General features: G+C 69.0%; 29 protein-coding genes. 12 read left to right on the top strand and 17 right to left on the bottom strand.

Features of this window, described 5'->3' with window-relative positions; translation table 11 throughout:
* Positions 1 to 130: 130 nt before the first annotated feature.
* Genes ACIA8G_RS06810 through ACIA8G_RS06800 form a run of 3 tightly spaced genes read left to right on the top strand, consistent with a single transcriptional unit; the run spans position 131 to position 1,687 of the window.
* Entirely contained in the window at positions 131 to 502 is a 372-nt protein-coding gene (locus tag ACIA8G_RS06810; protein WP_396417280.1) for a hypothetical protein, read from the top strand.
* Positions 503 to 554: 52 nt separating this feature from the next.
* Positions 555 to 1,154, top strand: coding sequence for a DsbA family protein (locus ACIA8G_RS06805; RefSeq protein WP_396417279.1), 600 nt, complete (start codon positions 555 to 557; stop codon positions 1,152 to 1,154).
* Positions 1,151 to 1,687, top strand: coding sequence for a vitamin K epoxide reductase family protein (locus ACIA8G_RS06800; protein ID WP_396417278.1), 537 nt, complete (start codon positions 1,151 to 1,153; stop codon positions 1,685 to 1,687). The genes ACIA8G_RS06805 and ACIA8G_RS06800 overlap by 4 nt, the downstream gene beginning before the upstream one ends.
* Here ACIA8G_RS06800 and ACIA8G_RS06795 read toward each other — a convergent pair.
* Genes ACIA8G_RS06795 through ACIA8G_RS06770 form a run of 6 tightly spaced genes read right to left on the bottom strand, consistent with a single transcriptional unit; the run spans position 1,684 to position 4,726 of the window.
* Positions 1,684 to 2,301, bottom strand: coding sequence for a cation transporter (locus ACIA8G_RS06795; protein ID WP_396417277.1), 618 nt, complete (start codon positions 2,299 to 2,301; stop codon positions 1,684 to 1,686). The two genes, ACIA8G_RS06800 and ACIA8G_RS06795, sit on opposite strands and share 4 nt — an antisense overlap.
* Positions 2,294 to 2,611, bottom strand: a complete 318-nt coding sequence (locus ACIA8G_RS06790; protein WP_396417276.1) for an ArsR/SmtB family transcription factor — start codon at positions 2,609 to 2,611, stop codon at positions 2,294 to 2,296. The genes ACIA8G_RS06795 and ACIA8G_RS06790 overlap by 8 nt, the downstream gene beginning before the upstream one ends.
* Before the next feature lie 30 nt (positions 2,612 to 2,641).
* A complete protein-coding gene (locus ACIA8G_RS06785) occupies positions 2,642 to 3,157 on the bottom strand; it encodes a hypothetical protein (RefSeq protein ID WP_396417275.1) in 516 nt (171 codons plus the stop codon).
* Positions 3,157 to 3,450, bottom strand: coding sequence for a hypothetical protein (locus ACIA8G_RS06780; RefSeq protein WP_396417274.1), 294 nt, complete (start codon positions 3,448 to 3,450; stop codon positions 3,157 to 3,159). Before ACIA8G_RS06780 ends, ACIA8G_RS06785 begins: the two co-directional genes overlap by 1 nt.
* On the bottom strand, positions 3,447 to 3,992 hold the full coding sequence (locus ACIA8G_RS06775; protein WP_396417273.1) for an HAD-IA family hydrolase: 546 nt from the start codon (positions 3,990 to 3,992) through the stop codon (positions 3,447 to 3,449). The genes ACIA8G_RS06780 and ACIA8G_RS06775 overlap by 4 nt, the downstream gene beginning before the upstream one ends.
* Complete coding sequence (locus tag ACIA8G_RS06770; RefSeq protein WP_396417272.1) at positions 3,989 to 4,726, bottom strand: DeoR/GlpR family DNA-binding transcription regulator; 738 nt, start codon at positions 4,724 to 4,726, stop codon at positions 3,989 to 3,991. The genes ACIA8G_RS06775 and ACIA8G_RS06770 overlap by 4 nt, the downstream gene beginning before the upstream one ends.
* Before the next feature lie 74 nt (positions 4,727 to 4,800).
* On the opposite strand from ACIA8G_RS06770, the gene ACIA8G_RS06765 reads away from it, so the two are divergent.
* Genes ACIA8G_RS06765 through ACIA8G_RS06745 form a run of 5 tightly spaced genes read left to right on the top strand, consistent with a single transcriptional unit; the run spans position 4,801 to position 8,080 of the window.
* Complete coding sequence (locus ACIA8G_RS06765; RefSeq protein ID WP_396417271.1) at positions 4,801 to 5,961, top strand: MFS transporter; 1,161 nt, start codon at positions 4,801 to 4,803, stop codon at positions 5,959 to 5,961.
* A 10-nt stretch (positions 5,962 to 5,971) separates the two neighbouring features.
* The gene (locus tag ACIA8G_RS06760; RefSeq protein ID WP_396417270.1) at positions 5,972 to 6,643 is read left to right on the top strand and encodes an RraA family protein; all 672 of its coding nucleotides are present in this window, start codon (positions 5,972 to 5,974) and stop codon (positions 6,641 to 6,643) included.
* 4 nt (positions 6,644 to 6,647) lie between these two features.
* Positions 6,648 to 7,214, top strand: coding sequence for a TIGR03086 family metal-binding protein (locus ACIA8G_RS06755; RefSeq protein WP_396417269.1), 567 nt, complete (start codon positions 6,648 to 6,650; stop codon positions 7,212 to 7,214).
* 48 nt (positions 7,215 to 7,262) lie between these two features.
* Positions 7,263 to 7,661 carry a VOC family protein gene (locus ACIA8G_RS06750; protein WP_396417268.1) on the top strand — a complete coding sequence of 133 codons (399 nt, stop codon included), beginning with the start codon at positions 7,263 to 7,265 and terminating at the stop codon, positions 7,659 to 7,661.
* A complete protein-coding gene (locus tag ACIA8G_RS06745) occupies positions 7,658 to 8,080 on the top strand; it encodes a YciI family protein (RefSeq protein WP_396417267.1) in 423 nt (140 codons plus the stop codon). The genes ACIA8G_RS06750 and ACIA8G_RS06745 overlap by 4 nt, the downstream gene beginning before the upstream one ends.
* 36 nt (positions 8,081 to 8,116) lie before the next feature.
* On the opposite strand, the gene ACIA8G_RS06740 is transcribed toward ACIA8G_RS06745, so the two are convergent.
* From ACIA8G_RS06740 to ACIA8G_RS06725, 4 genes are all read right to left on the bottom strand, one after another.
* Positions 8,117 to 11,251 (bottom strand): S8 family peptidase, encoded by a 3,135-nt coding sequence (locus ACIA8G_RS06740; protein WP_396417266.1) that lies wholly within the window; start codon positions 11,249 to 11,251, stop codon positions 8,117 to 8,119.
* Positions 11,252 to 11,352: 101 nt separating this feature from the next.
* The gene (locus ACIA8G_RS06735; RefSeq protein WP_396417265.1) at positions 11,353 to 14,508 is read right to left on the bottom strand and encodes a S8 family serine peptidase; all 3,156 of its coding nucleotides are present in this window, start codon (positions 14,506 to 14,508) and stop codon (positions 11,353 to 11,355) included.
* A gap of 91 nt (positions 14,509 to 14,599) precedes the next feature.
* Complete coding sequence (locus ACIA8G_RS06730) at positions 14,600 to 15,283, bottom strand: aspartate/glutamate racemase family protein (protein ID WP_396417264.1); 684 nt, start codon at positions 15,281 to 15,283, stop codon at positions 14,600 to 14,602.
* Positions 15,284 to 15,292: 9 nt separating this feature from the next.
* On the bottom strand, positions 15,293 to 15,847 hold the full coding sequence (locus tag ACIA8G_RS06725) for a TIGR03086 family metal-binding protein (RefSeq protein WP_396417263.1): 555 nt from the start codon (positions 15,845 to 15,847) through the stop codon (positions 15,293 to 15,295).
* Positions 15,848 to 15,914: 67 nt separating this feature from the next.
* Here ACIA8G_RS06725 and ACIA8G_RS06720 point away from each other — a divergent pair, with 67 nt between their 5' ends.
* Positions 15,915 to 16,688 carry a DUF6597 domain-containing transcriptional factor gene (locus ACIA8G_RS06720; RefSeq protein ID WP_396417262.1) on the top strand — a complete coding sequence of 258 codons (774 nt, stop codon included), beginning with the start codon at positions 15,915 to 15,917 and terminating at the stop codon, positions 16,686 to 16,688.
* Here ACIA8G_RS06720 and ACIA8G_RS06715 read toward each other — a convergent pair.
* The gene (locus tag ACIA8G_RS06715; RefSeq protein WP_396417261.1) at positions 16,681 to 17,118 is read right to left on the bottom strand and encodes a VOC family protein; all 438 of its coding nucleotides are present in this window, start codon (positions 17,116 to 17,118) and stop codon (positions 16,681 to 16,683) included. The two genes, ACIA8G_RS06720 and ACIA8G_RS06715, sit on opposite strands and share 8 nt — an antisense overlap.
* 108 nt (positions 17,119 to 17,226) lie before the next feature.
* Here ACIA8G_RS06715 and ACIA8G_RS06710 point away from each other — a divergent pair, with 108 nt between their 5' ends.
* Complete coding sequence (locus ACIA8G_RS06710; RefSeq protein ID WP_396417260.1) at positions 17,227 to 17,817, top strand: LysE family translocator; 591 nt, start codon at positions 17,227 to 17,229, stop codon at positions 17,815 to 17,817.
* Here the strand turns inward: ACIA8G_RS06710 and ACIA8G_RS06705 are convergent.
* Genes ACIA8G_RS06705 through ACIA8G_RS06695 form a run of 3 tightly spaced genes read right to left on the bottom strand, consistent with a single transcriptional unit; the run spans position 17,814 to position 20,130 of the window.
* Entirely contained in the window at positions 17,814 to 19,061 is a 1,248-nt protein-coding gene (locus ACIA8G_RS06705; protein ID WP_396417259.1) for an RNA polymerase sigma factor, read from the bottom strand. The two genes, ACIA8G_RS06710 and ACIA8G_RS06705, sit on opposite strands and share 4 nt — an antisense overlap.
* A gap of 7 nt (positions 19,062 to 19,068) precedes the next feature.
* On the bottom strand, positions 19,069 to 19,314 hold the full coding sequence (locus ACIA8G_RS06700; protein ID WP_396417258.1) for a hypothetical protein: 246 nt from the start codon (positions 19,312 to 19,314) through the stop codon (positions 19,069 to 19,071).
* 33 nt (positions 19,315 to 19,347) lie between these two features.
* A complete protein-coding gene (locus ACIA8G_RS06695; protein WP_396417257.1) occupies positions 19,348 to 20,130 on the bottom strand; it encodes an HAD family hydrolase in 783 nt (260 codons plus the stop codon).
* A 58-nt stretch (positions 20,131 to 20,188) separates the two neighbouring features.
* Here ACIA8G_RS06695 and ACIA8G_RS06690 point away from each other — a divergent pair, with 58 nt between their 5' ends.
* Positions 20,189 to 20,971, top strand: coding sequence for a DinB family protein (locus tag ACIA8G_RS06690; protein ID WP_396417256.1), 783 nt, complete (start codon positions 20,189 to 20,191; stop codon positions 20,969 to 20,971).
* Here ACIA8G_RS06690 and ACIA8G_RS06685 read toward each other — a convergent pair.
* Together ACIA8G_RS06685 and ACIA8G_RS06680 are read right to left on the bottom strand one after the other, a co-directional pair.
* A complete protein-coding gene (locus ACIA8G_RS06685) occupies positions 20,958 to 21,797 on the bottom strand; it encodes an NAD(P)H-binding protein (protein ID WP_396417255.1) in 840 nt (279 codons plus the stop codon). The two genes, ACIA8G_RS06690 and ACIA8G_RS06685, sit on opposite strands and share 14 nt — an antisense overlap.
* The gene (locus ACIA8G_RS06680; protein ID WP_396417254.1) at positions 21,794 to 22,549 is read right to left on the bottom strand and encodes a TetR/AcrR family transcriptional regulator; all 756 of its coding nucleotides are present in this window, start codon (positions 22,547 to 22,549) and stop codon (positions 21,794 to 21,796) included. Before ACIA8G_RS06680 ends, ACIA8G_RS06685 begins: the two co-directional genes overlap by 4 nt.
* Positions 22,550 to 22,719: 170 nt before the next feature.
* Between ACIA8G_RS06680 and ACIA8G_RS06675 the strand changes: the two genes are divergently transcribed.
* Positions 22,720 to 23,853, top strand: a complete 1,134-nt coding sequence (locus ACIA8G_RS06675) for a BMP family protein (protein WP_396417330.1) — start codon at positions 22,720 to 22,722, stop codon at positions 23,851 to 23,853.
* 62 nt (positions 23,854 to 23,915) lie between these two features.
* Here ACIA8G_RS06675 and ACIA8G_RS06670 read toward each other — a convergent pair whose 3' ends face one another.
* On the bottom strand, positions 23,916 to 24,431 hold the full coding sequence (locus ACIA8G_RS06670; protein ID WP_396417253.1) for a general stress protein: 516 nt from the start codon (positions 24,429 to 24,431) through the stop codon (positions 23,916 to 23,918).
* Positions 24,432 to 24,442 lie beyond the last annotated feature (11 nt).

The raw sequence follows: 24,442 nt of genomic DNA, 5'->3' as shown, positions 1-24,442 counted from the left end.
CGGCTGTGGTGACTGACTTCGCAATCACCACCGCACCCGGAGGCCTCACCCATGATCAAGCCGACACACCGTCACCAACGTGTTGGCCAGGTACAACTAGGGCGGCGAACGGATCGCTACTCTGGATCTCGTGCCCGGCACCCGCAGCTCGCGAACCCGCGCGTATCTCGCGCGGGTTTTCGCCGTGCTCGCGCTGGTGGCCGGGGTCGCGATGATGCAGGGCACCCCGTGTGAGACGGAGTTCGCCTGGACCGCGCAGTGCCCGACGTCGGCCACGCACGTGGTCGCGCACTCCGATCAGGCCGATGACTCCGGGCTGGTCGAGGGCATCCTCGTCGCGGGCGCCTGTCTCGTGGTGGCGCTCGCGGTGCTCATCGGGTTCGCCCTGCTGCGGCGGCCCGGCTCGTTCCGGGCGCTGTGGGTGCGCCTGTCCTCGGTGCTGTCTCCCCCTTCACGCCGGCTGGAAGTGCGGCTGGCGCAACTCTGCGTGCTGCGCGCCTAGACCGAACCCGTTCTTCGGTTCGGTCCTTCACCAGCGCGAGAGGTACTTCGTCATGTCCAAGAACGCCAGGCTGTCCCTGATCATCGTCGCCGTCGTAGCGATCGTGGTCACCGGCTTCATCCTGTTCAACCGCAACAACAACACGACCGCCGCACCGAAGTCCGCCGACGGCAAGGTGACCGTCGTCGAGTACCTCGACATGGAGTGCCCGTCGTGCCGCGCCGCCTACCCCGGCGTCGAGAAGCTCAAGTCCGAGTACGGCGACCGGGTCACGTTCACCGTCAAGCACTTCCCCATTCCCAGCCACCGCAACGCCGAACTGGCCGCGGTCGCCGTCGAGGCGGCGGGGGCGCAGGGCAAGCGGGACGAGATGTTCAAGGTGATGTTCGAGTCGCAGCAGGAGTGGGGTGGGCAGCAGACGTCCCAGCGCGCCGTGTTCGTCGGCTTCGCGCAGCAGCTCGGGCTCGACACGGCCAAGTTCGAGTCCGGTTTGGACGACGCGGCACTGCGTGAGCGGGTGCTCAACGAGCGTGCGGAGGGCAGCAAGCTCGGGGTGCAGGGCACGCCGTCGTTCTTCATCAACGGCGAGAAGTTCACCGGCGCGCCCAGCTACGACAAGCTCAAGGCCGCGATCGACCAGGAGCTTTCGTGAATCGGCTGGTCGCGTGGGTGCTCGCGGCCGGCGGGGTCGTCGGCCTGCTCGCCTCGTTCGTGCTCACGGTCGAGAAGATCGCGCTGCTCAAGAACCCGTTCTACGTGCCCACGTGCAGCATCAACCCGGTGCTGAGCTGCGGCTCGATCATGAAGACGGCGCAGGCCGAGGTGTTCGGGTTCCCGAACCCCTTGCTGGGCATCGCCGGGTTCGCCGTGGTGACGACACTCGGGGTGCTGCTGCTGGCCGGCGTCGAGCTGCCGCGGTGGTGCTGGATCGGGCTGCAGGTGGGCGTGACGTTCGGCGTGCTGTTCGTGCACTGGCTGATGTTCCAGTCGCTGTACGAGATCGGGGCGTTGTGCCCGTACTGCATGGCCGTGTGGGCGGTGATGATCCCGATCTTCTGGTACACGACGCTGCGCAACATCAAGCCGGATTTCCAGTACCACAGCGTCGTGCTGATCCTGTGGTACCTGCTGATCGCGGCCGGTGTGCTGCAAGCGTTCTGGTTCTACTGGTCGACCCTGGTCTAACAGCAGTGATCGCCGCGCCAGGCGTCCCGGCCCTCCTTGACGGCGACCGCGGCGATCACCAGTGCGGCCAGCGGATCGGCCCACCACCAGCCGAACAGGCTGTTGACGCCGAGCCCGACCAGGAGCACCGCGGACAGGTAGGTGCACAGCAGGGTCTGCTTCGAGTCGGCCACGGCGCTCGCGGAACCGAGCTCGCGGCCGGCTCGGCGCTGCGCGTAGGACAGGCCGGGCATGACGAGCAGCGAGACCGCGGCGAGCACGATGCCGACGGTGGAGTGCTCGGCACGCTCGCCGCTGAGCAGCGCACCGGCCGACTCGAACGTCACGTAGGCCGCGAGCGCGAAGAACGACACCGCGATCACCTTGAGCGCGGTGCGTTCGCGCGCCTTCGGGTCGTGCTCGGAGAACTGCCAGGCGACCGCGGTCGCCGACGCCACCTCGATCACGGAGTCGAGGCCGAAGCCGATCAGCGCGGTGGACGAGGCGATCTTGCCCGCGGTGAGCGCGATGACCGCCTCGACGACGTTGTAGGTGATGGTGGCGGCGACCAGCAGCCGCACGCGCCGGGTGAGCGTCGCCTGGCGCGCCGTCGGCCGGCAGCAGGTGTCACTCATCGACGCACTCCGGCTGCGGGTCGACGGCCAGCACGACGTCGGCGAGCTCGGTGAGGGCGTTGGTCAGCCGCTTGTCGGCGAGTTCGTAGCGGACCTGCCGCCCTTGGTAGGTGGCGGCGACGAGACCGCAGCCGCGCAGGCAGGCCAGGTGGTTGGAGACGTTCGACCTGGTCAGGCCCAGTTTCTCGGCGAGCTGCGCGGGATAGCCGGGGCCGTCGAGCAACGCGACGAGGATGCGGCAGCGGGTCGGGTCGGCCAGCGCCCGGCCCAGGCGGGCCAGCGCGGTCTCCCGCGTCTCACAGGTCAGCACGCATCGAACTGTACAGCGTTGGCTGAACTGTCAGCCCCAGCGTGACCAACCCGTGCCGCCGAAGAAGGTCAGGCCGGGGCCGCCGGGCAGGATGTTCCGCTCGTTGAGCCGCGGCTTGTCCCAGTCGAGCACCATGCCGTCGTCGAGGTGCAGCAGCCCGAACGCCGCCGCGGCGAGCGAGTGGAGGTCGCGGCCGAGCACCATCCAGTACTGCCCCTCCAGCCAGTCCGGATCGGACTGGTGCAGCCGGGTCGCCAGGAACGCCACCTCGCAGCCGGCTTTCGCGGCCGCGTCGCGGAAGAAGTACGCGAACGGCAGGGCGGGATCGTCAGCCAGGCCGTCCGGTTCCTCGCTCGACGCCCGCAGGTCGAAGAAGTCGTAGAGGCGGAATCGGATCGTCGCGCAGGTGTGTTCGTCGAGCCGGATCACGCTCGTTTCGACCTGTTGGAACGGTCCCCACCGGTCCCCCGCTACTCCCAGCGCGTCGAGCAGGTCGGGGTGGTCGCCGGGTGCGTAGAACGCCGCCGTGATGTTCTTGCGGCCCATCAGCCCAGGTCCGCGCGGTACAGGTAGTCCGCGAACTCGGCGATCGTCATGATCTCCGGGCAGGTCAGGTAGTACGAGTACTCGAGTTGGCTGCCGAGCTCGTCGATCGGCGCGGGGTACCGGTACTGGTCGTACGGCACGTAGATCGCCAGCACCTTCTCGACGTCGAAGGGCTCCTTGCCGGTCTCGGCGGCTTCGGCCTTGGCGGCGGCCAGTTTGATCGCGGTCTTGCGGGCGTTCTCCGCGTTGATGCGGTCGAACAGTTCCCAGTCCCCGCCACGTTCCTCGGTCACCGCGGCACCGTAGCCGCCAGCACCTCCTTCAGTCCGGTGATCCCGGTGAAGTGGTGCCCGCGCATGCCGACCCGTTGCGCCGCCTGGACATTCTCCACCTTGTCGTCCACGAACAGGATGTCGTCGTCGAGCCTGTCCCTGCACCACTCGAACGCCGCACGCTCCGGTTTCGCTGCCCCGATCCGGCACGAGAACCCACGCACCTCGAACCACGACAGCCACTCGTGGGTCCGCTCGAAGTGCAGAGCGTGGTCTTCGGGGATGTTCGACAGCAGGGCGATCCGGCGGCCGGCCGCGCGCAACGATCCCAGCAGGGCCACCATCCGGTAGTCGATCCGGCTCCAACTCGCGACGTCGGCCTCGACCATCGGTGCGGATCCGACGCGGTTCCAGTACTCGGCCGCGGTCACCTCGCCACGGTCGTAGGCGGGCCGGTGAGCCCAGTACGCGTCCCAGAACTCGGGCGAGTCGCTCATGGAGGCCATGACCGAGGGGGACTGATCGCGGGCGATCACGCCGAACATGTCGAACAGCACGATCATGCGGTCACCACCGTCACGCCGGCCTCCTCCAGGTCCGCGGTGTCCTCCGCGTCGGTCACCACGGCGTCCAAAGAGGACACCGGCGCGACGAACGCCAGGGCGGTGCGGGTGAGTTTCGAGGCGTCGACGGCGGCGATGACCCGCCGGGCCGACGCGATGGCGGCGCGTTTCACGGAGGCGTCCTCCAGGTCGAACGCCGTCATGCCGTGTTCGGCCGACAGGCCGCAGCACCCGATCACCGCGGTGTCGAAGCGCAGTGCGGTGATCGACGCCAGGGTCAGCGGGCCGGTCAACGCCAGTTCGCCGGCGCGTGGGCGGCCGCCGGGTACCAGCAGGGTCAGCGACGGGCTCGACGACAGGGCGTTCACCGAGTGCAGGGACAGCGGCATCACGGTCATGCGGCGGTCGTGCAGCAGGCGGGCGATCTCCAGGCAGGTGGTGCCGCTGTCCAGGACGACCGATTCGCCGTCCGCGAGCAGGCTGGCGACTGCGGTGGCGATGCGGCGCTTGGCGGTGAGGTTCTCGTCGGTGCGCAGGGCGAACGGGGGTTCGGAGCCGCGCAGCAGCAGGCTGCGGGCGCCGCCGCGGAAGCGTTCCAGGACGCCCTGGGCTGCCAGGGTCTCCAGGTCGCGGCGGATGGTCATCTCGGACGCGCCGGTGAGCGACGCCAGTTCCGCCACGCCCAGGGAGCCGGCGTCGCGGACGGCCTCGGTGATCTGCCTCAGTCGGGTCACGGCCGTGATTGAACAACAGTTGTGTTCGTTACTCAAGCTTTCAAACACGGAAGTTGTTCGTTAGCGTGCAGCGTGTGAACGCTCTCAGGGCCGCGCGGGTGGCCACCTTCACGTACTTCGCGCTCAACGGGTTCCTGCTCGGGCTGTGGCTCGTGCACATCCCGACGGTCGAGCAGCGCACCGGCATCAGCCACGCCGAGCTCGGCCGGCTGCTCCTGCTGCTCGGGCTGGGCGCGTTCATCGGCATGCGGATCGGCGGCAGGATCACCGATCGCGTGGGCGTGAAGCTGGTGGTCCCGCTCGCGGGAGTGCTGTGCAGCGTCACGGCGGTGCTTCCTGGCCTCGCCACGAACCAGTGGACGCTCGGCGGCGCGCTACTCCTCTTCGGCATTGGCAACGGACTGATCGACGTCAGCATGAACGCGCACGCCGTGGTGGTGGAACGGCACTACAAGCGTCCGGTGATGTCGGCGTTCCACGCGACGTGGTCGCTCGGTGGTGTCGCGGCGGCGTTGACTGGCGCACGGACGTTGAGCTGGGAGCTCTCCCCCGCCATCACACTCGCCGTGGCGGGAGCGCTCGGCATCGTGGTCAGCCTCGTCACGGCGCGGGCGCTGCTCAACGAGAAGGAAGAGCACCACGCCGTGCAGCAGACCGGCAAGCGCAAGGTGCCGCGGCGGATCTGGGTGATGGCGGCGCTCGCGGGCATGGTGATGCTGAGCGAGGGCGCGGCGAACGACTGGAGCGTGCTGCACCTGCAGGACATCCTCGACGCGTCACCTGAGATCGCGGCGCTGGGGTATGGCGCGTTCGCCACGACGATGACGGCCGGACGGCTGCTGGCGGACCGGATCACGGCGAAGGCCGGGCCGATGGCGGTGTTGCGCTGGGGTTCGGCGATCGGTGCGGCCGGCATCCTGACCGCGGCGCTCTCGCCGTGGATCTGGCTCGCGCTGGTGGGCTGGGCGATCGCGGGCGCCGGACTGTCCGGCACGGTGCCGCAGCTGTTCAGCGCTGCCGGGCACGCGGAACCCGGTGCCGCGGCGGCCAACGTCTCGCGGGTCGCGGGGCTCGGCTACCTCGGCGTGCTGGCGGGACCTGCGGTGATCGGCTGGATGACGCACATCATGCCGCTCAACATCGCGTTCCTGCTGCCGGTGGTGTTCTGCGTGGCGACGGCGTTCGCGGCGGGCGTTCTGCGGACCGAATCCGCCGAGGAGCGCGTGTCGGCGTAAGACTGTCGGCATGGATCTGACCGAACTGGATCTCACCACCGCACACCTGGCCGACGCCTGCATCCGGGCGAACATCCCGGTCCGCACGGCCACCCTCGCGCCGGTCGTCCCCGGCACGAAGACCGCGGGCCGCGTCCTGCCCGCCCGGCACGCGGGCAGCGTCGACATCTTCCTGGAGGCCATCGACCGCAGCGAGCCCGGTGACGTGCTCGTCGTCGACAACGACGGCCGCACCGACGAGGCCTGCGTCGGCGACCTGATCGTGCTGGAGGCCAAAGCCGCTGGCCTGGCCGGCGTCGTGGTCTGGGGCCTGCACCGCGACACTCACGACATCCGCACGATCGGCCTGCCGGTGTTCAGCCTCGGCGCCAACCCGACCGGCCCGTTGAGCCTGCGCGACCGTGCGCCGGAAGCTCTCTCGACGGCCGAGGTCGGCCAGTGGACCCTCACCACTGACGACGTGGTGTTCGGCGACGACGACGGCGTGCTGTTCGTGCCCGCCGCGGAAGCCGAGGCTCTGCTCGCCAAGGCGGCGGGCATCCGCGATGTCGAACGAGCGCAGGCCGAGCGCGTCAGGCAGGGTGAGTCGTTGCGCGACCAGCTCCGGTTCAGCGAGTACCTGGCGAGCGGGCTCACCTTCCGCGAGCATCTGCGCAAGATCGGCGGCGCCGTCGAGGAGTGAAGCCATGATTGCCGAGAGATACCGAGCAAGGGCCGACGCGTTCGAGGCGAAGGTCGCGAACGTGCGGAGCGACCAGTGGGACAACCCGTCGCCGTGCGCCAAGTGGACCGCGCGAGGAGTGGTGGACCACGTCATCGACATGCACGGCGTGATGCTCGGCCATCAGATCCCACGCACCGATGACCCGCTCACGGACTTCCGTGAAGCACGACGCCAGGTCCAGGAGGCGCTCGCGTCCGACCGGGCCAAGGCCGAGGTAGCCACACCGGGTGGCGCGATGACGCTGGAGGACCACATCGACCAGGTGGTGAGCGACGACATCGTGCTGCACGGCTGGGACCTCGCCCGCGCCACCGGCCAGGACGAGACGATCTCGCAGGCCGACCTCGACCGTCTCTGGGCAGCGGCAACGTCCGTACCGCCTGAACTGATGGAACGCTTCCGCACGCCCGGCGCGTTCGGTCCCGGCATCGAGGTCTACGGCCGGGAGATCCCGGTGGCCGAGGACGCCCCGCTGCAGGACCGGCTGCTCGGGTATGTGGGCAGAGACCCCGTGTCGAAAAGTTCCTGAGGCCTTCGACGGGTCCGTAGACAAGGCAGCCGTGGAGAGGAACACAAGATGGACTGGACCCTGGAAGTCATCGTGGTGCCGGTGTCGGACCTGGACCGGGCGAAGCTCTTCTACTCCGAGCAGCTCGGCTTCAAGGTCGACCACGACACGACGTTCAACGAGGACACCCGCGTCCTGCAGCTCACCCCGCCCGGTTCCGGGTGCTCGATCGTCCTGGGCAAGGGCATCGTGAAGGGTGAGCCCGGCACGTTGAAGGGTGTCCAGCTGGTGGTGTCGGACCTCGAGAAGGCCCGCGCGCAGCTGATCGAGCGCGGCGTCGAGGTCGGCGAGATCGTGCGGATGAACGAGGCGGACGGAGGGTCGTTCATCTTCTTCGACGACCCGGACGGCAACAGCTGGGCCGTGCAGGAGATCAAGGCCCGCGCGACCGGTGGGGAGTGGAAATGAAGTACATGCTGGTGACCTTCGGCGGCGACCAGGAGGCCTGGGAGGGCGTCGCCGCGTGGTCGGACGAGGACATGCACCGCATGGTCGACCACATGAGTGCGCTGAACGCCGAGCTCGAGGCCAATGGTGAGCTGCTGCAGGCCGAGGGACTGAGCGGCCCGGCGCGGGCATTCGTGGTGCGCGGCGGTGACGACGGCAAGCCGATCGTGGTCGACGGGCCGTTCGCGGAATCCAAGGAGGTCATCGCCGGCTACTGGGTGGTGGACGTCGACAGCCACGAGCGGGTGGTGGAGATCGCCCGCAGGGCCTCGGCGTGCCCCGGTCCCGGCGGGAAGATCCTCAACGCGCCGATCGAGGTGCACCCGATCATGGGCGCACCCACCGAGGACCCGGAAACCTTGGCACCGTACAAGAAGTAGCGGTGAGGGGCCGGGCGGGCCCGGCCCCTCACGCCGTCACTTCAGGTCGTACGCGCGGATGATGGTCTGCTGGACCTCCCCGCCCGCGTCCGCCGCCTTCGCCTTGAATGACACGTTCTTGGCTCCGTGCGGGTGGAACAGCGTGACCTGCCAGCCGGTCCTGGTCTCGCGGGCCGACGTCGGCTTCCACGTCTTGCCTTCGTCGTAGGACACCTGCACCGCGGGGTCCTTGATGTCGGTGACGTTGCCGCCTCCGTTGCGCTGCACCGTGATCGGCACGGTCAGCACCCGACCGGCCCGGTTGTACTCGTCCAGCTTCGGTTCGAGCCGCACCGCCAGCAGCGGCACCGACTTGTGCACCTCGCCCGCGACGTGCTCGGACGTGAACGACCAGTCGGCGGTGATCTGCGAACCGACCGAGTCGCGATTGCCCTCGATGTGCAGCTGATAACGGCGCTTCTCCGCTGGCACGTCCAGGAAGCCCGTGTGACCCGCCTGGGCGTCGTCGAAGATCACCTTGCCGTCGAGGCTCAGGACGGTCCTGCCCGTGTGCTCGCTGCTGCCGACGGCACCGATCGGGCTGAACATCCCAATGCCCATCCACAGCTCGTTGCCCAGACGTACGGCGTTCATCGCCTGCGCCGGATCCGTTGGCAGGGACGGGCCGTAGACGGCACTGTTCCAGTGCTCGGTGGTGTGGCCGCGTTTGAACCTGCGCGGCACGGTGGTGCTGTAGTAGCCGAGTTCTGGCCCCTCGCCGAGCTTCTCGACCTCCCTCAGGTAGCCGTCCCACGGCACGCCGGGCGTGTAGAACTCCTTGAGCCGCAACGGCAGCGGACCCGAAGCACCGAAGTCGAGCTGGGCGATCGTGCCCGGTACGCGGGCGTGCGTCACGGAGTCGACCTGAGCGAGTTCGGAATCGCGCACCGACTGCTGGACGTTGGCGGGCGCGCGCCCCTTCCCCGTGATCCGGACGTGGTACTGGTACGGGCTCAGGTGGAAACGGCCGTTGCCGTCGGGCTTGGCCTGCACGCTCGACAGCTCGTACGTCAGCGTCGGCGACGAGGTCTTCGACGGGCGGACCAACAGGCCCTCGAAGTCGCCTCGCCGGTAGTAGTAGACAGACATCAAGCCCCAGTCGGTCGTCCTCTCCATTTCCAGCTCGGAGCTCACGGACTCGGCATCCGGGCGTTCGACCTTCATCGACGGCTGGGTGCCGTCCCGCGCGTCGAGGACGAGTTCGGACGGACCGGTGACGACGATGCTGGGCTCGGTCACCTGGGTGACCCTGCCCGGGTCCGGCGTGTAGATCAGGCCGTCCAGGTGGTACGTGCCCTTCGGCAGACGCTGGACGAATGTGCCCGACGGGTCGGCCCCGCTGTACAACACGGGCTTGACGACGTCGACGAGCCGGTGGGCGTATTCGGACGTCGGCTCGCCGTGGTGGTTGAGGAACGTGAACTTGACGTCGTAGCTCTCGATCTCCTTGACCACACCGATCGCCGCACGGGTGCCGTCCGAGGCGGTGATCATCGCGCCGTAGGTCGCGTCCGGCACCGGCGCGCGGGTGTCGGCGGTGATGCCGGCGTCGGCGGTGCCCCCGGCCGGAACCGTCAGCCTGGCCGGCGACACGCTGAACAGATCCGCCCCTGCCGGCTTCACGTCCGTGACGCTGAGGTCGATCGTCACGTCAGACGAACCGTTGTTGCGGTAGGTCAGCTTCTTCGTGATCGGCTTGTCGTCGTTGTGCGGCCACAGCGCCGTACCGAACGAGAGGCTGCCGCGGGTCGTGGACACGCCCGCGGCCACCGCGCGGCCGACGTCGAGGCGTCCGGCGCCCTGCTCGTAGACGGTCAACGACGGGTTGGGCTTGGCGCTGTTCATCAACGCCGCCTTGATGTCCCCGGCCTTCCACCGCGGGTTCTTCGAGGCGAGGATCGCCGCCGCTCCAGCGACGTGCGGCGTGGCCATCGACGTGCCCGACAACGAGACGTGCCCGTCACCCACGGGCGTGCCGATCCGGCCGTTCTTCGCCTTCGCCGCCACGATCCCGACGCCCGGCGCGGTGATGTCGGGCTTGACCGCACTGTCGCCCAGACGCGGACCGCGCGAGGAGAACGGAGCCAGCGCGTCGGCTCGGTCCACGGCGCCGACGGTGAGGGCCGCGTCCGCGGACGCGGGTGAGCCGATCGTGGTACCGGAGTTGCCGGCCGCCACCACGAACAGGGCGCCGGTCTGCTCGGTGAGGGCGTTGACCGCCAGCGACATCGGGTCGCTGCCGTCGTCCGGCAACGAGCTGCCCAGGCTCATGTTGATGACCTGGGCCTTGGCCGCGGCCCACTCCATGCCGGCGATGATGTCGCTCTCGGTGCCGGTGCCGTTGTCCGCCATCACCTTGCCGTTGATGATCTTGGAGTCGGGGGCGATGCCCTGGTACTTGCCACCACCGGTGACCGTCGCCGCCACGTGCGTGCCGTGGCCGAGCCGGTCGTCGGTCGTGTCGCTGGAGCTGAAGTTCTTGGACTCCACGACCGCGCCCGCGAGGTCCGGGTGCGTCTCGTCGACACCGGTGTCCAGGACCGCGACCGTCACGCCGGACCCGGTGAAGCCCTTCTCCCACGCCTGGGGTGCGCCGACCTGTGCGGCACTGCGGTCCAACGTCGCGGTGACCTTGCCGTCCAGCCAGATCTTTCCGGTGCCCGCCGCCCGAGCACCGGAGAAGAACCCGCTGTCCTTGCCGATCGTGAGGGCATGAGCGTTGATGCTCGGCAACGATTCCGCGTGCTGAACGCTGGCCGGCTGCCCCTGCACGATCAGCGGAATGGTCTTCGTGGACGCGTCGTCGTAGCCCGATCTGGCGAGCAGCGAGACGTCGAACAGCCGCTCGTCCAGCAGACCCGAGTTCAGGCTTCCCTGGACGTCGAACGGGACGACGTGCAGGTCACCCCTGAGGTCGTTGAACGAGCGGAACCCGATGTCCTCTCGTCCCTTCCCGCCTCTGGCGTGGACCCTGCCGTTGACGACGGTGACCTCGTCACCGGTGATGAGCGTGACCTTGGTGGTCAGCCCATCGGCACGTGCCGATGGTTCCGGTGCCGCAAAAGCAGGAACGGCTGCCGTGGCGGCAACCACGACAGCCGTCAGTCCTGCGGCGACATGTGATCGTTTCAACGCGATCCCCTCAGTTCGTGGGGCCAATAGCCACGAGTAGCTATACCGCGCAAAACGAGAACAGCGTTCTAGTTTGAGCCCTTCAACGTTTCACAGAACCGTCATTTCAGGTCGTACGCGCGGATGATGGTCTGCTGGACCTCACCACCCGCGTCCGCCGCCCGCGCCTTGAACGACACGTTCTTGGCGCCGTACGGGTGGACCAGCGTGACCTGCCAGCCCGCCCTGGTCTTGCGCAGCGGCAGCGGCTTCCACGTCGTGCCTTCGTCGTAGGACACGTGCACCGCCGGGTCCTTGATGTCGGTGACGTTGCCCGTTCCGTTGCGCTGCACCGTGATCGGCACGGTCACGACGCGGCCGGCCCGGTTCTGGTCGTCGAGCTTCGGGTCGAACCGCACCGCGAGCAGCGGAACCGACTTGTACTCCTCACCCGCGACGAACTCCGACGTGAACGACCAGTCGGCGATGATCTTCGACGACGTCGTGTCACGGGTCGCCTCGACGTGCGCCTGGTAGCGGCGCTTCTCCGCCGGCACGTCCGGCACGCGCGCCGAACCCGCGTAGGCGTTCTCGAAGAGCACCTTGCCGTCCATGGTCACGACGGTCTTGCCGGTGCTCGCGGTGTTGCCGATGGCACCGGTCGCGCTGAACATCGGCACGTCCAGCCGCAGCAGGTTGCCCACGCGGCCGGCGAACCGCACGTAGTTCGGGTTGTGCGGCAGTGCTGGGCCGAACGCGGCGCTGTTCCAGTGTTCCTCGGTGGTCCTGCCGAGTTTGAACGACCGCGTCGTGCCGGACGCCTGGTAGCCGAGGCTCGGGTACTCACCGAGCTTCGTGAACTCGGTCAGGAAACCGGACCACCCCACGTTCGGCGTGTAGAACTCCTTGAGCCGCAACGGCAGCGGGCCGGAGGCACCGTTGTCGCGCTGGCCGATCGAGCCCGGCACGCGGGCGTGCGTCACCGAGTCGACGCGGGCCAGCTCGCGGTCCTTGACCGAGCGCTGGAGGTTCTCCGGCACGCGGTCCTTCTCGCTGATCCGCACGTGGTACTGGTACGGGCTCAGGTGGAACGCGCCGTTGCCGTCCGGCTTGGCCAGCACGCTGGACGCCGAGAACTCGAACTTCGGCCACGAGGTCTTCGACGGACGGACGAAGAGGCCCTCGAAGTCGCGCATGCTCCAGCTGCCGCCGCTCGGACCCCAGTTGGTCTGCATGTCGAAGACCAGCTCCGAGCTCGCCGGTGCGGCGTCCTTCTGCTCGACGGCGATCGCCGGCTGGATGGCCTGCCGTGCGTCGAACACCAGCTCGGACGTACCGCTGACGACGTAGGCCGGCTCGGTGAGGATCGCCGTCCGCCAGCGCTTCTTCGGGTCGGGGTCGGGCGTCTGGACGTGGCCGTCCAGGAAGAACGTGCCCTTCGGCAGGCGCTGGACGAGCGTGCCCGACGGGTCGAAGCGGAAGTGCGCCACGGGCTGGTTGACGTCGACGAACCGGTAGAAGTAGTTCGGCGACGGCTTGCCGTCGTGGTCGAGGAACGTGAGCTTCACGTCGTAGCTCTCGACCTCCTTCACCACACCGACCGGCACGCGGGTGCCGTCGGACGCGACGACCGCCGCCCCGTAGGTGGCGTCCGGCACCGACGCGCGGGTGTCCGCGGTGACGGTGGCATCTGCGGTGCCGCCGGCCGGGATGGTCAGCTTGGCCGGTGACACGGAGAACAGGCCGGTCGCCGCGGGCTTCACGTCCGTGACGCTCAGGTCGAGCGTGACCGGCTCGGTGCCGGTGTTGCGGTAGGTCAGCTTCTGCGTGATGGCCTTGTCGTCGTCGTGCGGCCACAACGCGGTGCCCAGCGAGAAACTGCCGTGGTTCGTGCTGACCGCGGCCGAGGCGGCGCGGCCCACGTCGAGTCGTCCCGCGCCCTGCTCGTAGATGCTCAGCGACGGGTTGGGCTTGGCGCTGTTCATCAGCGCGGCCTTGATGTCCTCCGCCTTCCACGCCGGGTTCTTGGCCGCGAGGATCGCCGCGGCTCCCGCGACGTGCGGCGTCGCCATCGACGTGCCGGACAGCGAGACGTGCGCGTCACCGACGGGCGTGCCGATCTGGCCGTTCTTGGCCTTGGCCGCCACGATGCCGACGCCCGGCGCGGTGATGTCGGGCTTGACCGCGTTGTTCGACCAGCGCGGGCCGCGCGAGGAGAACTCGGCGAGCGTGTCGTCCCGGTTCACGGCGCCGACGGTGAGGGCCGCGTCGGCCGATCCCGGCGAGCCGATCGGGCCACCGGAGTTGCCGGCCGCGACGACGAACAGGGCACCGGTCTGCTTGGTGATCCGGTTGAGCGCCAACGACATCGGGTCGGTGCCGTCGTCGGGCCACGAGCTGCCCAGGCTCATGTTGATGACCTTGGCCTTGGCCGCGGCCCACTCCATGCCGGCGATGATGTCGCTCTCCCGGCCGCCGCCGAAGTCGCCGAGCACCTTGCCGTTGATGATCTTCGAGTCGGGCGCGATGCCCTTGTACTTGCCGTCACCGGTGACGGTCGACGCGACGTGCGTGCCGTGGCCGACGCGGTCGTCGGTGGTGTCGCTGTCGCTGAAGTTCTTCGACTCGAGCACCGCTCCCGCGAGGTCCGGGTGCGTCTCGTCGACGCCGGTGTCGAGGATGGCGACGGTGACGTCCTTGCCGGTGAAGCCCTTCTCCCACGCCTGGGGCGCGCCGACCTGCGCGGCGCTGCGGTCCAGTGACGCGGTCACCTTGCCGTCCAGCCAGATCTTGCCGGTGCCCGCCGCCCGAGCACCGGACCAGAAACCGCTGTTCTTGTCGACCGTGATGGCACGGGCGTTGATGCTCGGCAACGCCTCGGCGCCCGCTGCGCTGATCCCCTGCCCCTGCACGATCAGCGGAATGGACTTGCTCGACGCGTCGTCGTAGCCGGATCTGGCGAGCAGCGAGACGTCGAACAGCCGCTCGTCGAGCTCACCGGAGTTGAGTCCGGCCTGGACGTCGAGCGGGACGACGTGCAGGTCACCGCGCGTGTCCTTGAACGTGCGGAACCCGACGGATTCTCGGCCCGCTGCCCCTCTGGCGTGGACCTTGCCGTCGGCGACGGTGACCTCGTCACCGGTGATGAGCGTGACCTTCGTGGTCAGCCCGTCGGCACGGACCCCTTGTTGTTCCTGCGGTGCCGCTGAAACAGGAACGGCTGCCGTGGCGGCAACCACGACAGCCGTCAGCCCTGCGGCGAGATGCGATCGTTTCAATGCGAACTCCCCTGGTTCACGTGGAGGTAGCCCTCGGTGACTAGGACACTTCCCAGGGTGGCCGCGTTGTACGGCCGATCACATCAACGGTTCACAGAATGGCCCGCTCAACGGCAGCCTCGACGTGCAGCCGGGTCGTCGGGAACACCGGCAGCGGCACGTCGGCCTGGCCGATCAGGAGCTCGATCTCGGTGCAGCCCAGGATGATCCCCTCGGCGCCGTCGAACCGGGCGATCACGTCCTGGTAGGCGCGGCGCGACTCGTCGCGGACGATCCCGAGGCACAGCTCGTCGTAGATGATCCGGTGCACGGTCGCTCTGTCCTCAGTGGACGGCAGCAGCACCTTCAACCCGTGCGACTCCAGGCGTTCGCGGTAGAACGGCTGGTCCATGGTGAACCCGGTGCCGAGCAGGCCGACGGTGGTCAGGCCGGCGGCCCTGATGGCGATCGCGGTGGTGTCGCCGAGGTGGATGATCGGGATGTCGAGGGCGGCCTGGACCTGGTCGAACACCTTGTGCATGGTGTTGGTGCAGATCAGCAGGAAGTCCGCGCCGCCTGCCTGCACCTGTGCGGCGGCGTCCGCCAGCGCTTTGCCGGCGTCGTCCCACCTGCCCTCGACCTGCATGCGTTCGATCTCGGCGAAGTCCACGGAGTGCAGCACGATCTTCGCGGAGTGCAGGCCGCCCAGGCGTTCCCGCACGATGGTGTTCGCGAGCCGGTAGTACTCCGCGCTGCTCTCCCAGCTCATCCCGCCGAGCATCCCGATCGTCAGCATGCCGCCCAGTCAAGCACTTCGGCGCGGGTCACGTCCCGTGGCCGCCAGGAGCTCCTCGAACGCCGACGCGTCCTGCGGTGCCTCGACGGGTTCCTTGAACACGTTCATCTCGATGGCCATGGGACCCATCTGGGTCACGAGGTTCGAGACCTCGGTGAACACCTCGGGGTCGGGCTCGAAGCTCTGCCCCGTCGCCTGCGCGAGGTCCCAGGCGTGGACGGTCAGGTCGAGCAGCACCAGCCCGCCGACGACGGTCGCGGGCATCTTCATGCTGCCGGCGATGCCCTCGTCCGCGCCGGGCTGTGCCCACGCCTCGACGAGCTTCGCGGTCTCGCCGGGGTACTGGGCGCGCCAGTCCGGATAGGACGGTGTGTGGCTGAAGTCGGCGTCCTGCTTGGCCGCGAGCTTCTGGAACTCCACGACGACGTGCAGCAGGTGGTCGAGCAGGGCGCGGACGTCGTAGTCCGAGCACGGGGTGGGCCTCGTCAGGTCGTCGTCGGCGATGTTCTCGATGACGGGCAACGCGTGGTCGCGGGCGCGGTCGAGCAGGACGCTGAGCTTCATGACGCCGACGCTATGCGCCACCCGATTCGGCGTTCTTGAAGAAACGCGCCAACCTAGGATCTGCGGTGTGCATGGGCCACGCCGCGACACTCGGGGGATCGTCGACGCACGCGAGCTGTTCGCCCGCGTGCGGTTCCGCCGCCGCCTGCCCGCACCCGAGTTGCAGCCCTATCTGGAGCACTACTGGCTGATCGACGGCTCGCTCGACGCGCCGTACACCTCACACGTCGTGCCGCATCCGTCCGTGAACGTCGTCTTCGAACACGGGTACGCGCACCCGGAGATCGCCGGGGTGGGGCTCGGGTTGTTCAGCCGCGTGCTGGACGGGACCGTGCGCGTCGCGGGGGTGCAGTTCCGGCCGGGCGGGTTCCGGCCGTTCCGCGCGGAGCCGGTGTCGCGCTGGACCGGGCGGCACGTGCGGCTCACCGACGTGCCGGCCGCTCTCGTGCTGGACGTGGAGGACGAGGACGAACGGGTCGCCGCGCTCGACACGTTCCTGCAGTCGTGGGGACCGACGCCCGATCCGCAGGCCACGTCGGCGATGGAACTGGTGCAGCGCATCCGCGACGACAGGGAGATCCGCAGGGTCTCGGACTTCGCGCGGTCCGAGGGTGTCGCGGTGCGGACGATGCAACGGCTGTTCGCGGACTACGTCGGGGTGAGCCCGAAGTGGGTCATCCTGCGGTACCGCATCCACGAGGCGTTGGAACGCGCCGAATCGGAGGTGGAGTGGGCGCGGCTGGCCGCTGATCTCGGCTACAGCGACCAGGCCCATCTCGTGCGGGACTTCACGCAGACCGTGGGCGTGTCTCCGACGGCCTACGCGAAGGCGCTCACCTGAGCTCTTCGGCCAGCTCGACGAGGATGCCCTCGGGACCGCGGACGTAGCAGAGCCGGAAGATGTCCTCGTACTGCTCGAGGTGGCCGACGATCTCGGCGCCGTGCGGCGCGAGGCGGGCGAGGGTGTCGTCGAGGTCGTCCACGATGAACGCGACGTGCCGCAGGCCCAGGGCGTGCACCAGAGCGTGTGAGCTGCCGTCGATGCTCTGCGGAGCCTCGAACTGACTGAACTCGATCTTGTACTGGCCGTCCGGGGTGCGCATCATCGCGATCTCGCTGCGGGAACCCTCGATTCCGATCACCCGGTCGACGAGGTCGCCCTCCATGTGCATCTTGCCTTCGAGCTCCATGCCGAGCTCCTCGAAGAACGCGATGGCGGCCGCGAGGTCGGTGACGGTGATGCCGAGGTGGTCCATGCGCTTGATGCTCATGCTCCAGGGACGGTGCCACCGGCGGATTCTCGACGTCAAAGGTGGACCAACTTCGAGGGCGAGTTGTGGCTCTGTTGGGTGGACCGCTTCGGTGGCAGGGTGAGGGGTATGAGCCTTGCATTCCTGGTCACGACGTTGATCGCGGTCGCGACACCCGGCACCGGTGTGCTCTACACGTTGTCCGCGGGGCTGGCACACGGGCGGAAGGCGAGCGTGATCGCCGCGTTCGGCTGCACGCTGGGGATCGTGCCGCACGTGCTGGCCACCGTCACCGGGCTCGCGGCGTTGCTGCACGCCAGCGCGCTGGCGTTCGAGATCGTGAAGTACCTGGGTGTCGCGTACCTGGTGTACCTGGCGTGGATCACGTTGCGGGACAAGAGCGAGCTGGTGGTCGACGCCGAGGCCGCTCCGGCGTCGGCGCGCAGGATCGTGGTGTCGGCGGTGCTGATCAACCTGCTCAACCCGAAGCTGACGATCTTCTTCGTGGCGTTCCTGCCGCAGTTCGCGACCGGTTTCGGGCCGATGGTCCAGCTCAGCGCGGTGTTCATGGCGCTGACGTTCCTGGTGTTCGCGGTCTACGGCGTGTTCGCGGCGTCGATGCGCGACCGCGTGCTGGCCCGGCCGCGCGTGATGGTGTGGCTGCGCCGGTTCTTCGCGGCCTCGTTCGCCGCACTGGGCGTGAAGCTCGCGCTCACCTAGCAATTGGAGGCGCGCTCCAGCAGCAGTGCCTTCTCACGTTCGTTGCGGGTGAGCGAGGCGGCCTTCTCGAACTCGGCCTTCGCCTCCTCGGTGCGGCCGAGCTTGGCCAGGAAGTCGCCGCGCACGCTCGGCAGCAGGTGGTAGCCCTGCAACGCCTTCGCGCCGGCGATCTCGTCGACCAGGGCGAGGCCGGCGGCCGGTCCGTAGGCCATCGACAGCGCGACCGCGCGGTTCAGCTCGACGATCGGGGACGGCGAGATCTGCGCCAGCACCTGGTAGAGCGTGGCGATGCGCTGCCAGTCGGTGTCCTCGGGCCGGCGGGCCCGGCCGTGGCAGGCGGCCAGCGCGGCCTGCACGTAGTAGGGGCCGGGCGGCTGGTTCAACGCCTCGGCGCGTTCGAGGGCCGCCAGGCCGCGGCCGATGAGCAGCCAGTCCCACTTGCCGCGGTCCTGTTCCAGCAACAGCACCGGTTCGCCGCCGGGGCCGGTGCGGGCCTTGGAGCGGGAGGCCTGGATCTCCATCAACGCCACCAGGCCGTGGACCTCGGCCTCCTTGGGCGCGAGCTCGGCCAGCACCCGGCCGAGCCGCAACGCCTCCACGCACAGTTCGGGGCGCATCCAGTGGTCGCCCTGGGTGGCGGAGTAGCCCTCGTTGAAGATCAGGTAGAGCACTTCGAGCACCGACGCCAGCCGTGGGGCGAGCTCGGGGCCTTCGGGGACCTCGAACGGCACGCCCGCGTCGGCCAGGGCCTTCTTGGCGCGCACGATGCGCTGGGCCACGGTCGAGTCGCTGACCAGGAACGCGCGCGCGATCTCCTCGGTCTTGAGACCGCCGAGCATCTTCAACGTCAGCGCGACGCGGGCCTCGGTGCCGAGCACCGGGTGGCAGGCGGTGAAGATGAGGCTCAGCAGGTCGTCGCCGATCTCGTCGTCGATGCCCTCGCTCGCGTCCGGCGTCGTCTCCTGGACGTCGCGGCCGATCTCCTCGACCTTGCGGTTGAAGTTCTCGCGGCGGCGGATCTGGTCGATGGCGCGGCGCTTGGCGGTGGTCATCAGCCAGGCGCCGGGGTTCTTCGGCACGCCTTCGGCCGGCCACTGTTCCAGGGCGGCGACCAGCGCGTCCTGGGCCATCTCCTCGGCGAGGCCGACGTCGCGCACGTACCGGGCGAGCGCGGCGATGACCTTCGCCGACTCCATCCGCCAGACCGCGTCGATGGTGCGATGCACCGAGGTGGTTGCCCCCATGGGGGCATCAGACCACAGCCACCTGACGTATTTCCACGACGCACGCCGAGAGGGGAATGCGCCGCACCCGTTCGACGGCTTCCTCGTGGTTGCGCACGTCGATCAGCCAGTACCCGGAGACGCCGCAGACGTTCACGCACAGATCGCCCGCGTCGAGCAGGACGCCTCCGCGCAGCAGCACGTCGCTGTGCTGTGCCGCCAACGCCTTCGGACTTCGCAAGAACACCATGAACCGCACCGCGGCCTCCTTCACGTCCCCTTGCAGAGACGTCGAACGAGGTACCGCCTAAATCGACGCGAGGAGATCTTCGAGTGCGACGGCGACGCCGTCCTGCTCGTTCGTCAGCGTCCGGCGGTCCGCGGCGGCGAGCACCGCCTCGTGCGCGTTGCCCATGGCGTAGCCGAGCCCGGCCCACTGCAGGATCGTCAGGTCGTTGGGCATGTCACCGAACGCCACGACGTCGTGAGCCGTGATGCCCCGCCCGGCGCACAGCTTCGCGAGCGTCCCGGCCTTGCTCACGCCCAGCGCGCTGACCTCCAGCAGGCCGTGGCCACCGGAGTGCGTGAACTCGGCCTCGCCCGCGGCGACCGCCTCCGCCGCGGCCACCATGAAGTCCGCGGTGTGCTCCGCCGAGTACGCCAGCAGCTTGACGAACGGCACCTCCCACAGCGCGTCCATCGACTCGACCGGCAGCTCACCGGCGGCGTCCTCGGGCATGCGCAGCACGTAGGAGGGCTCGTACCGCAGGTTCCGGCCGGTCTCCACGCCGAACCCGACCGACGGCACCGCCGCCCGCAGCGAGGCCGCCACCTTCCGGGCGGCGGCCACCGCCAGCGGTCGGATCTCGACGACCTCACGTGCCCCGATGTCGTAGACGATCGCGCCGTTGCTGCACACCGCGGTGCCGACGAGACCGAGCGCGTCGACGAACCGCGGTGGCCGGGCCGTCATGAGCACGACCTCGGCGCCGGCCTCGGTGGCTGCGCGCAGCGCGTCGAGGGTGCGGCGCGACACCGTCCTGTCGTTGCGCAGGAGCGTGCCGTCGAGGTCGGTCGCGATCAGCTTCACCCGGTCATTGTGCGGTGAAGTGGGTGCAGGCCCGGTCAGGGTGAGCAAGACTGCTTCGATGGTTTCGGAATACGCCCAGAGCGATCAGTTCCGCGGTGCTCGTATCCACCTGTGCGACCTCGCCGGCCTCGAGATCCGCGATTGCGAGGTGACCGGTCTGAAGATCGTCGACAGTTACGGCAGCGACGTCTACCTCGGTGGCGACTTCAAGCGCCTCGTCGTCAACGACGTCGACGTGACCGCCTACGTCGAGGCTGAGCTCGACCGCCGGCACCCCGTGCGGGCGCTGGCGCGGGAGGCGGAGTCTCCCGAAGACTACCGGGCTGCTTGGGACGCCATCGAGACTCTGTGGGGCGCGACGCTCGACCGGGCGAGGCTGTTGCCCGACGCGAAACTGCACGAGCAGGTCGACGGCGAGTGGTCCTTGGTCGAGACACAACGGCATCTGCTGTTCGCCTGCGATGCCTGGCTGGGCAACGCGGTGCTGGAGGAGGAAGCGCCCTACCACCCGTTGGGCTTCCCCGCCGGCGGGATGCCGCCCGACGAGGCGGCGAAGCTAGGCCTCACCCTCGACGCCACCCCGACGCTCGACGAGGTGCTCGCGCCGCGGCTCGCCCGCATGACCGCGATGCGGCGTGTCGTCGACGGGCTCACCGCGGCCGAGCTCGACCGGGTGTGCGGTCGCAAGCCGGCGGACCCGTATCCCGACCAGGAGTACGTCGTGCGCCGCTGCCTCAAGGTGGTGCTGAAGGAAGAAGCCGAGCACCACCGTTACGCGGTGCGCGATCTCGCGGTGCTCGAGGCAGGCGTGCCTGAACCGCACCCGGTCATCGTGCGGTGAAGTCGGCGACGTGATCGCGGGCCCACCGCGCGAACGTCCGATACGGCTTGCCGGTGACGGCCTCGTAGTCAGGCGAGACCGCGAACTCGTAGTCGGCGAAGTCGTCCGCGTCGCCACCCTCGTAGCCGCCGATCCCGAGGATGTAGCGGGCGATCTCCTCCGGCCAGCCGAGGCTCACGTAGTACGCGAGCGCCTCGGCCACGGTGACGTCGACGAACCGCAGGTCGCGGCCGATCACCTCACCGATGGCCGCGGCCATCTCGCGCTGGGTGAGCTGCGGCGGCCCGGTCAGCGTGTAGGCCCGGCCGGCGTGCCCGTCCTCCAGCAGCACCTTGATCGCCACGTCCGCGATGTCGGCCTCGTGGATCGGCTGGCCGAACTCGTCCGGGTGGGGGTGCACGATCGTGCCGTCCGCGCGGATCGACGGTCCCCACAGGTCGATCTTGTTCGCGGCGAACTCGCCGGGCCGCACGTGCGTCCACTCGGCCCCGGACGCCTCGACGGCCTGCTCGACCGGCAGGTGGTGGGTGTGGTCGTAGCCGTGGGTCACCGCGCCCGAGGACAGCGTCACGATCCTGCGCACGCCGGCTTTCACCGCCCGTTCCACGACCTCCTGCGCGGTCGGCGGGTGCACGAACAGGTACAGCTTCTCCACGCCGTCGAACGGGATGCTCTCCGGATCGTCGAGGTCGCCCTGAACGACCTCGACGTGCGCCGGGAAGTCCGCCTTCGACGGCGTGCGGGTCATCGCCCGCACCTCGCCCGTGAGTCCTCGCACCACCAGCCGGCCGACGTTGCCCGTCGCACCGGTCACCAGGATCGTCATCTCAAGCCCCCTTCGATTCCGTCCAGCAACTTGTCCAGCCCGTAGTCCCACGACCCGCGTTCCCGTTCCGCGAGCGTGCCCTCGGTGTCGTAGGCGCCCGCGTTCCACAGGTTCGTCATCGTGGGATACCGCTCCACGTCGAAGTAGTCGTCCCAGAACAGCTGCCGCGCGTGCCACCACGAGTCGCCGGACTCGCCGGTCGCCGCCTCCAGCTGTTGATCGTCCACTTCGGACGCGGCCGCGCCGTGCACGAATCCCTCGACCGCGATGTGCGCGACCGTGACGTGCCTCGGCTCCAGTCCGGAGTCGGCCAGCGCGGCCAGCACGAACTCCTGGCCGTCCATCAGGCCGGGTCCGAGCGGCGGCCGCACCATCGACACGTCCCGCATCCACGGATGCGCCTGGTACACCGCCCGCGTGCGGTCCGCGTAGTGCTTGATGCGCGCGCGCCACGCGCCCTCGGGCACCAGTTCGCGTTCCTGCAGCACGATGTCGGCCATCAGGTCGATCAGCTCGGCCTTGCCGGGCACGTGCGTGTAGAGCGACATCGTGCCGACGCCCAGCTCCTGTGCGACGCGAGCCATCGACATGGCGCCGAGTCCTTCGCGGTCGGCCACCGCGATCGCCGCGACGACGATCTGGTCGACGCTCACCTTCGGCTTCCTGCCGACCGCCTTGGGTTCCTGCGGCTTGCGCCAGAGCAACGCGAGCGTCCTGGCCGGGTCTCCCCCGCCGCTGCGTTCGGCGGCCATCCGCCCACCTCATTTCCGTAGGCCATACGGAAACAATACCGTACGTCGTACGGAAATGGCCAGCGCGTGGTTCCCAGCAGGTGAAACGCTCGTCCGAATCGATCACGGCGAGAGGTACCGTCCGTCGCCTAGGGGGAAGACCAGGGAGGAGACGAGCCGTGCGCCGTCATATGCGTGGCACCGCTGTAGCCGCGATCGCGCTGAGCAGCCTCATGGTGGTGAGTGCCTGTGCGAAGGATTCCGGTGGTGGCACCACCGGGTCGACCAGCGCCGCCGGTGCCGGGTGCGAGTTCGCGTCGCCGCCCAGCGTGCCCGCCACCTCGAGCACCAGTGCCGTCAACGGCGAGAAGGTCGACGGCAGTGCGTTGAAGATCGGTCTGGCCTACGACATCGGTGGCCGTGGTGACGCGTCGTTCAACGACCTCGCCGCCGCCGGGTTCGACCAGGCGATCAAGGAGATGGGGGTGAAGAAGGAGAACACCCGCGAGCTCTCCGCCGCCCCGAACGAGGACGAGTCGGTCAAGCAGGGCCGCCTGCGCCAGCTCGCGTCCGAGGGCTTCAACCCGATCGTCGGTGTCGGGTTCGCCTACACCGAGTCGTTGAAGGTCGTGGCGCCGGAGTTCCCGAACGTCAAGTTCGGCCTGGTCGACTCGGCCGTCGAGGGCGCGGCCAACGTGACGCCGCTGGTCTTCGCCGAGCAGGAGGGGTCGTTCCTGGCCGGTGTGGTCGCCGCGTACCAGAGCAAGAACTGCCACGTCGGGTTCGTCGGTGGGGTCGACATCCCGTTGATCCAGAAGTTCGAGGCCGGCTTCGTCCAGGGCGCGAAGACCGCGGCGCCGAAGATCGAGGTCGAGAAGAAGTACATCACCCCGGCCGGTGACTTCACGGGCTTCCAGGATCCGTCGAAGGGTCAGGAGGCGGCGAAGGGCCTGATCGACAAGGGTGCGGACGTCGTCTACCCCGCCGCCGGCGCGTCCGGCATCGGCGTCTTCGCCGCGGTGAAGCAGGCGGGCGTGCTGGCGATCGGGTGCGACGCCGACCAGTACAACCAGCCGGCGCTCGTGAACACCAGGGACGTCATCGTCGCGTCGAGCCTCAAGCGGGTCGACGTCGCGGTGTTCGACTTCTACCGGGCGGCCGCGAAGAACGACCTCGCGTCACTGCCGAAGGTCTTCGACCTCAAGGTGAACGGCGTCGGGTACGCCACCTCGGGCGGCAAGATCGACGCGAAGCTGCAGGGCATCCTCGAGGGCTACAAGGCCCAGATCATCGAGGGCAAGATCAAGGTCGCCGACAAGCCGTAACCCCCGAGATGCGGAAACGCCGCCCCGGAGGACGGCGTTTCCGCATGTGGTGGGAGCTGGTGTCAGGCTGCCGAGCGCCACGCCAGGGTGGTCAGCATCTCCTTGCCGCGCTCGGCGTTGCGCGGCTGGCTGAGCACGTCGTAGCGACCGGCCACGAGCTGGGTGGTCGAGGCGAAGTCACGACGGCCGCGCTGGCCCGAGTAACGGATGGCCGCGGACGTGAGGCCGAAGATCGTGCCCATGACCAGGCCCGTGATGATCGGCACGAGGGCGCCGCCGGTGGAGAACAGGCCCAGCAGCAGACCGACGAACAGACCGAACCAGGCACCCGACGCGGCTCCGGCGCCGAGGACGCGGCCCCAGGTCAGGCGGCCGGTGACGCGTTCGACGATCATCGCGTCGACGCCGACGATGGTGACGTCGGCGACCGGGAAGTCGTTGTCCGCCAGGTGGTCGACGGCGCGCTGCGCCTCTTCGTAGGTCCCGTAGGAACCGATCGGCCAGCCCGTGGGCAGTGTGGGCAGTGCGTTGACGCCAGTGGAGCCGGCTCCTGTGGCGAACGGAGTCGCGGTGGTCATTTCCAACACCT

It is taken from the genome of Lentzea sp. NPDC051213 (genome assembly GCF_044455585.1).
Classification (GTDB): Bacteria; Actinomycetota; Actinomycetes; order Mycobacteriales; family Pseudonocardiaceae; genus Lentzea.
This window is presented reverse-complemented; position numbering and strand designations above follow the sequence as displayed.

Coding starts and splice junctions, on each gene's coding strand:
- ACIA8G_RS06805 (WP_396417279.1), top strand. CDS start 555: ATGTCCAAGAACGCCAGGCTGTCCCTGATCATCGTCGCCGTCGTAGCG.
- ACIA8G_RS06795 (WP_396417277.1), bottom strand. CDS start 2,301: ATGAGTGACACCTGCTGCCGGCCGACGGCGCGCCAGGCGACGCTCACC.
- ACIA8G_RS06785 (WP_396417275.1), bottom strand. CDS start 3,157: ATGGGCCGCAAGAACATCACGGCGGCGTTCTACGCACCCGGCGACCAC.
- ACIA8G_RS06775 (WP_396417273.1), bottom strand. CDS start 3,992: ATGATCGTGCTGTTCGACATGTTCGGCGTGATCGCCCGCGATCAGTCC.
- ACIA8G_RS06760 (WP_396417270.1), top strand. CDS start 5,972: ATGGATCTGACCGAACTGGATCTCACCACCGCACACCTGGCCGACGCC.
- ACIA8G_RS06755 (WP_396417269.1), top strand. CDS start 6,648: ATGATTGCCGAGAGATACCGAGCAAGGGCCGACGCGTTCGAGGCGAAG.
- ACIA8G_RS06750 (WP_396417268.1), top strand. CDS start 7,263: ATGGACTGGACCCTGGAAGTCATCGTGGTGCCGGTGTCGGACCTGGAC.
- ACIA8G_RS06745 (WP_396417267.1), top strand. CDS start 7,658: ATGAAGTACATGCTGGTGACCTTCGGCGGCGACCAGGAGGCCTGGGAG.
- ACIA8G_RS06730 (WP_396417264.1), bottom strand. CDS start 15,283: ATGCTGACGATCGGGATGCTCGGCGGGATGAGCTGGGAGAGCAGCGCG.
- ACIA8G_RS06725 (WP_396417263.1), bottom strand. CDS start 15,847: ATGAAGCTCAGCGTCCTGCTCGACCGCGCCCGCGACCACGCGTTGCCC.
- ACIA8G_RS06715 (WP_396417261.1), bottom strand. CDS start 17,118: ATGAGCATCAAGCGCATGGACCACCTCGGCATCACCGTCACCGACCTC.
- ACIA8G_RS06710 (WP_396417260.1), top strand. CDS start 17,227: ATGAGCCTTGCATTCCTGGTCACGACGTTGATCGCGGTCGCGACACCC.
- ACIA8G_RS06705 (WP_396417259.1), bottom strand. CDS start 19,061: ATGGGGGCAACCACCTCGGTGCATCGCACCATCGACGCGGTCTGGCGG.
- ACIA8G_RS06690 (WP_396417256.1), top strand. CDS start 20,189: ATGGTTTCGGAATACGCCCAGAGCGATCAGTTCCGCGGTGCTCGTATC.
- ACIA8G_RS06685 (WP_396417255.1), bottom strand. CDS start 21,797: ATGACGATCCTGGTGACCGGTGCGACGGGCAACGTCGGCCGGCTGGTG.
- ACIA8G_RS06680 (WP_396417254.1), bottom strand. CDS start 22,549: ATGGCCGCCGAACGCAGCGGCGGGGGAGACCCGGCCAGGACGCTCGCG.
- ACIA8G_RS06675 (WP_396417330.1), top strand. CDS start 22,720: ATGCGTGGCACCGCTGTAGCCGCGATCGCGCTGAGCAGCCTCATGGTG.
- ACIA8G_RS06670 (WP_396417253.1), bottom strand. CDS start 24,431: ATGACCACCGCGACTCCGTTCGCCACAGGAGCCGGCTCCACTGGCGTC.